Origin of the sequence: Rhodovarius sp. (genome assembly GCF_040399605.1) — a bacterium.
GTDB classification, from domain to species: domain Bacteria; phylum Pseudomonadota; class Alphaproteobacteria; order Acetobacterales; family Acetobacteraceae; genus Rhodovarius; species Rhodovarius crocodyli_A.
The window spans coordinates 1-9,683 of sequence record NZ_JBBARU010000100.1 but is presented as its reverse complement, the minus strand read 5'-3'; the positions used below and the strand labels follow the sequence as shown (position 1 = coordinate 9,683).

Sequence of the window (9,683 nt, the reverse complement as noted above, 5' to 3'; positions counted from 1 at the left end):
ACGTCTCGCCCTCGTGTCGTGTCAAGAGTGAGCTGAGCGCGCACTCTGATCGTGCAAGGGACACACACAAGGCCTTACGTTCCAATCTTCTAAGGGCATCCTTCGGCTCGGCATCCACTTGCAATGGCTGCCGCAGGAGGGATCGCGCCTGCACTCGCTGCCCCGGCAGCACCACTCGCCCCACCAGCAGTGCCTCATGTCTTCAATCGATGCGCTCCGCCGACGGGGTTGCCCGAGCTGGACTATCTGAGAGTGGACGCTCGCTGCGCGGCAAGACGCGCGCTGCCCGACCTGGGCTGGCTCCATGCTGGGCCTGCGCATCCAGGAGAGGTGGCGGCCCCCGCTCTTGTTTTGCAAGCCGTACTTTGTCTTCCGATGCATGTGGATGAAGGGGCGGTCGCATCGCGCGCCATACTCGCCATGTCCGAGCTTACCACGATGGTTACACCGGGCTTCCTGGGGCAATGCGCCGACGCCTACGAATCTCTCGGCGTCTTTGCGGTGGTCTTCACTTCCACTCGCCTGCTCCAAGATAAGCTGGAGGCGGCGTTGCCGCGTGCTCCTTCCCCTTCTCCTTTTCTTCTAGGGGTTGGCGATCTGGAGACTCCCTCGCCGTTCTTCTTTGGTGGGGCGGCTCGGGTGCTCGCAGTTGCGCCTGTGGCAGGGATCGCCGCAGTACCTGCTGTGGCAGCCGTGGCCGCCGTCAGGGCTAGGCGCGGGGTGCCAGCGGTGAGAGCAGTTCGCGGTAGGCCCGCGGTCGCGGCGGTGGCGCCTGTGCCGGGCGTGGCCGCAGTTGCCGCTGTACCACCTTCCCGGACGGTGGAGCTCACCTGGTTGCACCTCGTGCAATTGAGGGCTCGGCTGGATAACACATCTATCTTCCCGTTCGCAGCCTTCTTGTCGCTCGGATTGGCTGCACCCGACCGCTGCTCGCAAGTAGCTCGAAACGATCCGGCCTCTCATGTGCGAGGGGTGGCTGACGCGCTGCTCACTGGCCTGTGCACGCATCTGGGGACCAGGAGCAGCTCTGTGGGCGACGCCGCCGCTGCGCGGCAATTCCCAGCGTTCTCGGATGCCCTCGAGCTGCTGCCACTTGCCTTACGTAGCCATTCCTTCTCAACGGACTCGAAGGAGGCGGAGCTCATAGATGCGATCTCCTACTCTGGGGACATCCCGCGACAGGATAAGGTCACGACCGCTCGGCTGGAGTACATCGGGCGTGATTACGCTGCGCTGCATGCTGTCCTGCAGCGGGCGCCCAATCGGGCTTCTCGAGCGACTGTCGTTCGAACCTTAGCGCCCTTTGCGCGTGGCTTTCGCGATGGGGCATCCCTGTTTGATCACCTGGACGCGGTTGACGTGCTCATGCAGGAACACGCTGCCTTCCTCGTGCAGTGTTGGAACACCTTCCTGCCGGTCGAGGAGATGGTGCGCCGCTTCCGTTTGGAGGCGGCGGAATGGAAATCTTCGGCAGCTGATCGGCACGCGTTGGTACCAGAGGGGGAGGACTTGGGGTCAAGGTCTGTCTCGCTCAGGGGTGTCACTGACGCGGCGCTCAGGCGGGCTATCCTCGAGGACGAGCGCTTCCTCGAGATGGCTGCCGAGGTGGCGGAATGCGACCTGGACTCGGTCGCAGGGCGCCTGGAGGCGTTGGAGACGGCCTGCCTATCGGGGCTCGCCATCGTCCATCGCTTCTTTGCAAACCCAGCGTGCCTCCAAACGAAGCACGTTGTGTTCAGCCAGCTGTTCCAGGCGCTGAGCGCGATGCCGGAATACCTCGGAAAGGCGCAGGCGGCGATTGGAGGCGAAGTGCCCGAAGAGCGAGTCAACTGGCTCTTCCACCAGTCGCAGTGCGATCTGCTGTTTCGAGGTGCCCTCTCGGCGATCTCCTGGTTCAACGAGCTCCCGGGCAAGCCAGGGGCAGGGGGCGCACTTCCCCTCGCAAATCTGGACGCGTCGGAGCCCTTTCTGAATTGCCCGGTGGAGCAGCTATTCATTGTCGAGACGGTGCTCTCCGAGTGCATCCCTCTGGTGACGGCGACGATGATTGCGGCGGGCTGGGCGGCAGCCTCCGATGAGGGCTACACTCTGGCTGCGCTTTTCACGACACAGCTTGAATACGTCAAGTGGATCCGCAAGCAGGGCGACCTCGAGCAGGTGGATTTGCTGCCGCACGCGCAAATGCTCTTCGAGGAGGCCCTTATTGAATGCAGCGCGGCCCACGGCCGTATGCTGAGCCACCCGGAGCCGGCAGCGGCCAAGCTCACCTTCCACCTCGCGTTCGGCGGGCCATATGACAACGGCATCGCGGAGAAGAAGAAGGGCGCAAAGCCTCTCGTCTACATCCGCAAGGCCCTCCCGAGCCTGTTCAAGGCCTCGACGCCGCGCTCGTTCCCCGGCGTCCACTTGGGCGCAGGCTCGAGCAGCACCGCCCTCGTCACCGTAACGGATGCGTTAGTCGTCCCCGGCAAAGGCAAGGGCAGGGGCCGTGGTGGGAGAGGTGGTGAGGACGGCGGGCGGGGCGGGGGCAAACCCGGCTCGCTGCCGAATGCTGCGACTTGGCCGGACGCCACCCACATGAAGCTCGGCAGCAGAGTGTATGACGTGGCCGCGATCGGGAGCCACTACGCGCTCGACAAGGATCACTGCTTTCCCGTGCTCCTCTCCATCAAGAAGGGGGCTGATCGGCTGGCACTCTGCCCTCATTGGGGTAAGGAAGGCCACACCTCGCTTACGTCGGCGAAGCATACCACGCCAAAGGACTTCAACTTGGCGAAGGTGAGCCGCGACATGTCGGTGCCGGCGGAGAAGGATGACGGAGGGCATCCCAAGAGCAAGAAGCAGAAGATCAAGTGATGCGCTTGGGGGTGGGCCAGCGGCCTGCTCCTGATCTATCTATTCTGCGACCATCTCCTCTCTGGGTATCTATTAGCTTCCTTCCTCTTCACATGGGTACTCCTTTCCACATTGTGCGGCACCTTACCACGGCCCTCGAGACCCGTCTCTGGCCAGTTATCATCGACATCTTGCGGCGCCCTTACGATCTCCGGATCTATTCTTGAACTTCCACGCCTACGGGCTCGTGCAGCCTTACTCGAGACATCGCGAGCCTCGAGTACTCCTCGGCTCGTCTCAGGCTGGCCTTACTCGAGACATCATGAGCCTGGGAAGCTCGTCTCAGGCCTAATCTCCGGATCTATTCTACCGCTAAGTCTTTCGACAACAGCGAGTGGGGCTCAACCATCGCGCAGCCCTGGAGATTCCACTCGCAACGAGTGGCCGATACCGTCTCGGTCGACGTGGTCTACACTTCGCTGTACCACCGATGTTGCCGCCAGCCCCGAGAAGGTCCCGAGTCAGCCTCGGATGGCCCTTCGCCGGCGCGGGGGCGGTGACGCCGAGATGGGTGACGTGTCCTTACACCCAAACGCCACCGATGGCCCACCGCTCGGGCTGCAACGCCCGGGGTTTGGCGAATCCACCACTCTTGCGCCTCCGAACTCGGCCCCTTCACTAGAAGACGTGCTCGAAGGGGGCGCATGCGCACGTGAGGGGGACACGTGGCACGGAGGGAGCGGTGGATCTCGGTCTCTCGTCGGACCAATCGATTGTCCCGCTGATTGTGATTCGCCTGATGCCCCCTTTGCGCGTGGAGCGGGGTTAGCCGAGGTGCCTATCTCCGAGATCACCCGGGCGCTTCGACCCTCTGTCTCCGTGGGTAATCTGGGTACGAAAGGGCCGGCGGCACGGTTGCCACCTGGCGTCCAGGACCTGCGCGTGGACCGGCAGACGGCCTGTGGTAATCCATTCCCAATGGGCGCCGATGGATGCGACGAGCGTTTCCGTGACGCCGTATGCTTCGCGTTCGACGAACTCCTCAAGGACCCGACCGGCGCCAATCTAGACGCGATCGCGGCGAAGCACCGGCTACGCGTCGACGGGCGCTTCAGGAAGCTAGCGGCGCGCCAGGGGCTCGCGGACGCGCTCGGCGCAGCCGAAGCACGCCTGCGGGCAGGCGAATCGCTGCGCCTGATGTGCTGGTGCTTCCCGAAGCGCTGCCACGCCGACGGCATCGCGCGAACGCTGCGCCTTCGCCTACGCGACGAGGGTATCGAGGTAGACATTGCAGAGCAGCGCAGATTACGCAGCTCGGAGACGGTCGTTAACGTCGCTGATGATATGCGGGGGGCAGCGCCGGCCTCCTTCGAGCAGGCCGACACGACCAGAATGGAACACTTAACGTTTGCGCATCTGGTGACCTTTGCTGCGCTGACGTCGCAAGGCGTCGTGCTCCTCTTCATCACCGCCCTAATCGAACCACTCATCTTCGCTCACGTGAACGGTTACCAAGTTCTAGGAGCAGAGTTGCCCCTCTCATCCGCACGCTCTGTGCCGATGCGGCTGCTCGAGCTCTGGGCCGAGCTCGCCTTCACGACGGAAGCGGCCGCGACCACCTTCATGATCGGCCAGTACGGAGAGAACGGGCCGCGCCTAGGCGTATGCTTACTCCCCTTTGTGCCTGTGGCGGCAGCCGTTGTGCGTTCAGCGAGCAGGAGGCGACACCTGTGCAGTATGGGCTCCACGCTCATGTGGTGCACGCTGGCCAGCCTGATGGGCACGCCGCTTTATGACCCGGCCGCGCGCGCACTCGCTAGCGTAGCTGCCTGCGTCGGCCCCGTCACCCACACGGCCGACCTGATGCATGAGGGGGAGCGGACTCATCCGGTCTTTCGTTTAGGAGCAGTCCCGATGGCGAGTATGGTCGGACTTCGAGCGGTGACCTACGCCTACTCTACCGTGGGCTATTGGCTCCAACGTGACGCCGGTCATCAACAGCTCCTGCGCGACGCGCTTCTAGCCAGTGACGACCCACTCCTCGAGGGGTGGGCCGAGCGGATTCGCCCGCCGCCCCAAGAGCTGCTCGACTTGGTGCAGGTCCGATTGCCAGACATGTTGGCGGTTGACCTCTTGGCGTTGCCCTTCGCGCCGGTGTACGCGCCGGCGGTCACTGCCTATCTACCGCGCATGCCCAGCCAGTTGCCGGCCGTCCCGCCGCACTGTGTGCGATCAGCCATGGAATTGCTAACGCCGCAGGCGCGTGTACGCGTCCATACTTGGCTGGGCAAGGCGCTGGCCCAGCTACGCTGCATTGAGTTGAAGCAGCTCAACTGCGAGCTGCTCCGGCCGCAGGCCATTGCACTGGGGCAGGCGGCGATGCTGCCGTGGGCGCGAGGGCAAATTTGGGATCTGACGTTCGAACGCAGCGCTTGCGCGGTGCCGTTGGACGTGACGCTCCCGAACGAGTCAAATCTCGATCTTGCCTTCCTCCGGCGCAGATTGGAAGGGTACCCTGACCAGAACTTAGTCGCCAATATCCTCGACGGTATTCGCTTCGAAGCCGATGTAGAGCTCCAGACAATCTTGGTTCCCCACCTGATCTCGCTGCCGAAAGGATTCGAATCTGTCAGGAAGGAGCTATATCGACTGAGCGAGCCTGGTTGGTACAAGTTCTTCGAGGACCTCCCGTTCTGGCCCATCTACTTAAACGGGCAGGGCGCTACGTCACGCAAGCTTGAGGAGCGTTACCGCCGCACCACTGAGTGTGGCGGCCCACGCAAGCCTACCTTCGACGAAGGAGGGCTGCAGGCGATCTCGATCAACGTGGCCTCGCGCATCCGCCATCTGCCCGTGTGGTTTACTTTACGGCATGATCCGCCTTGGCTGAAGTACCTTCACGAGCGTGGGTTGGCGAATCCCGCTCTGCTGGGCTCACCCTCGTTGCGGCCCCAAGAGATCAAGCCCAATCTCGGTATGATCATGAACGACCTCTCGATCCTCCTCGCCACGGCGCGACACCTGGACGAGCCGCTGTACGTGTTCGGCGACGACGCCAAGGACTATTTCAATCAACTTGCCATCGCCTCTGAAGACTGGTGGAAGCTCGGGATCGTCTTTCTGCACGCAGACGAGGTGCACAATCCTAGACCGGTGGGCGAGCGCCTCTTCTTTGTGTCGGAGCGTCGTCTGGGCTTCGGCGCGTCGCCCTCCTCCAATATCGCCCAGCGATTCAGCGAAGCAATCCTCTCCATAATGCGCGAAGATATGGATCTCGCCGAACAAAGTGCGCCTCCAGATGAGCGACCAAAGGCAGTAGCGTGGCGCGAGATCCGCCGTCGAATCCGGAGCGCAGACCTGCAGACCCGACTGTACGTCGTGCACATGTACACGGATGATCCCATCTTCGGAGTGGTCGGAAGAGACCGAGCACTTCGCCTTCTGTCTACCTGGATGCGCCTGGTGACTGACATGAGGCTCAAGATGGCCATCCACGAGAAGCGCCATCTGGGCACGTGGGCACCCTGGCTTGGCGTCCTGCTACTCGCCGGGCTCGGCCTCGTGCTCATTCCCAAAGCCAAGCTCTTGCGCACAATCGAGCGCATCAACGAGCTGCTCACGCACGGGCTGTCCTTCCAGGATTACAGGGCGCTCATTGGCATGCTTGAGCACCTGCGCTACGTCTATCACACGAGAACTTCGTGCATGTACGGGCTTTACGAGCCGCACGGCTCTCGCCGAGTGCTACAAGGGGGGCCGAATACGTTGATCCGACCAACTCCCTTCCAGTGCGAGCAGCTCCTGCGTCACCGAGAGCTGCTTGTGACATCGGGAGGGGCGCCGATGACAGCCGCAATCCGCAGGCAGGCTGAGCCAATCAACCTCGGCCTAGCGGTCATATTCACGGTCACGGCAGACGCTGCAACCGACAGTGTACCGCCTGGCCTTGGAGGGTTCTGTCACGGGCTGTGGTGGCATGTGGAGATCCCAATGGAATGGCTCCTTTATCTCCACATCACCGTGCTCGAGCTGTGCGCCACGTGCGTCGGGGCCATCGTGTTCGCACCCTACCTAGCGCATGCGCGCCGGATTCGACTCCAGAGTGACGCCCTGGCCACGCCCTTTGTCCTCTCACGACATCGCGCGCACAGCCCCATGCTCTCGCTCGCCCACCACCTCTTCTTGCGCAACAAGCGGTACAACGACGTGGCGGCCGTCGCGGACGTCCAGCACATCGGCGGCGACACGAACGTCTTCGGCGACGCTGTCTCGCGGAACCTCCTCGAGCGCTTCCGCTTGCTCTGTCGAGCGGCGAATATACGGCCGCTTCAGATCCAGGTACCAGAGGCCGCACTGGACATCTTGCACACCCTTGCGCGAACGGCGCGCGCCATCGGGGTGCGCCTTCAACCTCAACGCTACGTGCGACGCGATCCAGTCATCCCCGCGGCGATGCTCGGCCTCGGTCGACACTCAGCAGCAAACGAGGATGGTGACGCGGTCGCTACCCTTAGCGCCAAGCTGCAAGCCAGGATGGGCCACGCACCGGCACAGGCGAGGCAATGCCCGACGGGGCCTTTGCTCTCGCGTCGCCTGGCAAGTGCCCTAGGTGGCAATACGGCTGCCCCAATTCGAGTAGGGCCCGCAGCGATGCCCCCACAACCTGCGATATCACAGCGCCTCGCCGCGATATCACAGCGCCTCGCCGAAAAGCTGCAACAGCCGGCGGCTTTGGCGGCGGGCGCGGGCAAGCCTCTGCTGCCTCGAGCAAGGCATCCGCCCATCAAGCATCCGCCCACGGCTGTGCTCGAGCCGAAACAATCGCGCACCAGCTCCGTTGCAGTGCGGGCGCGACCGCAGGCGGTCCGGCGGGGGGAGCTGACGCTGACCACGATTGGCAAGCTCCGACTCATGGCGCTGCCGCGCGCGCCTGTACGTACCTCCGCCGCGGCCGAAGCTCTGCACGCCGCGTCGACGGCGCAGTCGAACCGGCGGGCGGCGAGCTTTGCCAACCTCGGATTTGGGGCTAATCACAGTGTTGGCCAGCTCGCAGCCCTGCTGCAGCATGCCTCTGACCTCACTGACTTTGGCACGGCCCACGGCACGCGCCGAAAGGACGAAGCCACATGGAGCCACTGGGAGCAATTCGCCGAGCTCGTTGGCTTCGACCCCCTCCTGTCTGCCCAGCAGGTGCGCGACCACCCCGGCGAGGTGGGCACTCTGATGGCAACTTTCTTGCTCTTCATCTACCCCAAGATGAAAGGCCGCCGCGGCTGCCAGTGGGCCAAGCCGCGGAGCGCCTTTGCCTACGTGCTCGCCCTCATACGCATCTTTCGAAAGTGGAAGATCCTTTTGCCGGCTGCAAAAGTCGTGCAGGGTGAGCTCAATGGCCTCTTACGGGCCTTCGTCAGCGTCCATGGGGCCCACTCACTCATGCCACACCGGCGCGAGCCGATGAAATTCAGTATGGTGCAGGCCCTCGTCCAGCTCGGCGCCGCACGGCTCGGAACTACGAATTACGATCCGAATACCTACGCTGGATGGGCCTTTCGAGGCATGCTCAGCCTCGGCTGGCGCACCGGTCATCGACTAGCCGAGTTTGTTGCTCACCCCTCGGGCGAGATCTGCTACGTCACGCGCCATGACGTGACATACATCATTGCAGGAGTCCACGTCTCGGACCCCACGCCAGCACAGTTAGCCGCCCTGCGCCCAGGCGACACAATCCTCATTGCGCCGCCGAGGTCGAAAACGGACCAGTTTGGTGAGATACACTCACCCTTTCCCTCCGCGATCTCTTACTCCTCGGACCCCAACAGTGCAGGCTTCATAATCCAGCAGATCGAGATTGACCGCCCAGCGCGTGGCCTCGCCCGCGAAACCACGCCTCTCTTCGCCAACGAGCATGGTCAGCCTTACACGCACGCCTTCATGGACTCGCTGTTGCACGTCGCTCTCGTAAAGCTGTATGGCGAAAAGGTGGCCGCCTGCTACTCCTGGCATTCGCTGCGCTCCGGGCTCGCAACAGCTCTAAAGGCGGCGGGGGCCAGTGACGACGTCATCCAAATGATTTGCCGATGGGCGAGCCCAGAGTCACTTAAGATCTACGCGCGGCATGGCACCTCGCTCCATATCAATTGGGTCAACCAAGCTGAGAAGGCTATCGTTGACTCCATCCAAGTCGCCAACATTCCAAAAATTTGCAACAGCGAAGGGAACATAGCCCTCATGCACGCCTACGGTGGCACCATTCCCGCGCGCGCACGTCACGTGTTGGACAACATGGACGTGACTGCAGAAGACGCCGCAGAGACGCCGCCGCCGCCTGACAGCTCTCCGCTCACCTCCGCAAACGCAATGGGCCGACGTGTCCGCGTGCCAGCCGTGTGCTGGCCCACATACCCGTGCCTCGAGCACAACGGACACGGCTGGACAGCTTGCATCATCGCCCTCAACCGCGGCGATGCCGCGACCGTCCGCTTCTCCGAAGCCGCGGACGCCCGGGGACTGCCATTCGCGGACGTCCAGCTCAATCTTGCCATCCTCATACCCTTCTAGGTGACACCGTCACCGTTTCGTCGCAGAAACAGACAGATAGTACCTCAATCCGGCAGCCAACATGAAGCATCTATGATGCTGAGACATGGCCACCAAACACCCACCCTACCCTCCCAAGGGACCTATCCAGAACAATGCACAATCACGACCTTAACCTGCCTACCGACCGCCTCGTCACCGACCGCACCACTGCCTCACCGTTGCACCACCCGCCTCCTCGCGCACGCGTCTCACAGGGACTAGGAGCCCGGCCCATGGCCGGCTCCCGTGTGGGGCTGTTTGATAACTTC

At 63.0% G+C, this 9,683-nt stretch carries 2 protein-coding genes; both read left to right on the top strand.

Annotated elements, in window-relative coordinates; genetic code table 11:
- Positions 1 to 1,029 precede the first annotated feature (1,029 nt).
- Positions 1,030 to 2,856, top strand: a complete 1,827-nt coding sequence (locus ABWP84_RS16875; protein WP_353213196.1) for a hypothetical protein — start codon at positions 1,030 to 1,032, stop codon at positions 2,854 to 2,856.
- 510 nt (positions 2,857 to 3,366) lie between these two features.
- The gene (locus ABWP84_RS16870; RefSeq protein WP_353213195.1) at positions 3,367 to 9,393 is read left to right on the top strand and encodes a DUF4326 domain-containing protein; all 6,027 of its coding nucleotides are present in this window, start codon (positions 3,367 to 3,369) and stop codon (positions 9,391 to 9,393) included.
- Positions 9,394 to 9,683: the final 290 nt, after the last annotated feature.

Bases quoted from the DNA above. Each gene is read 5' to 3' on its own strand.
- ABWP84_RS16870 (WP_353213195.1), top strand. From the start codon at position 3,367: ATGGCCCTTCGCCGGCGCGGGGGCGGTGACGCCGAGATGGGTGACGTG.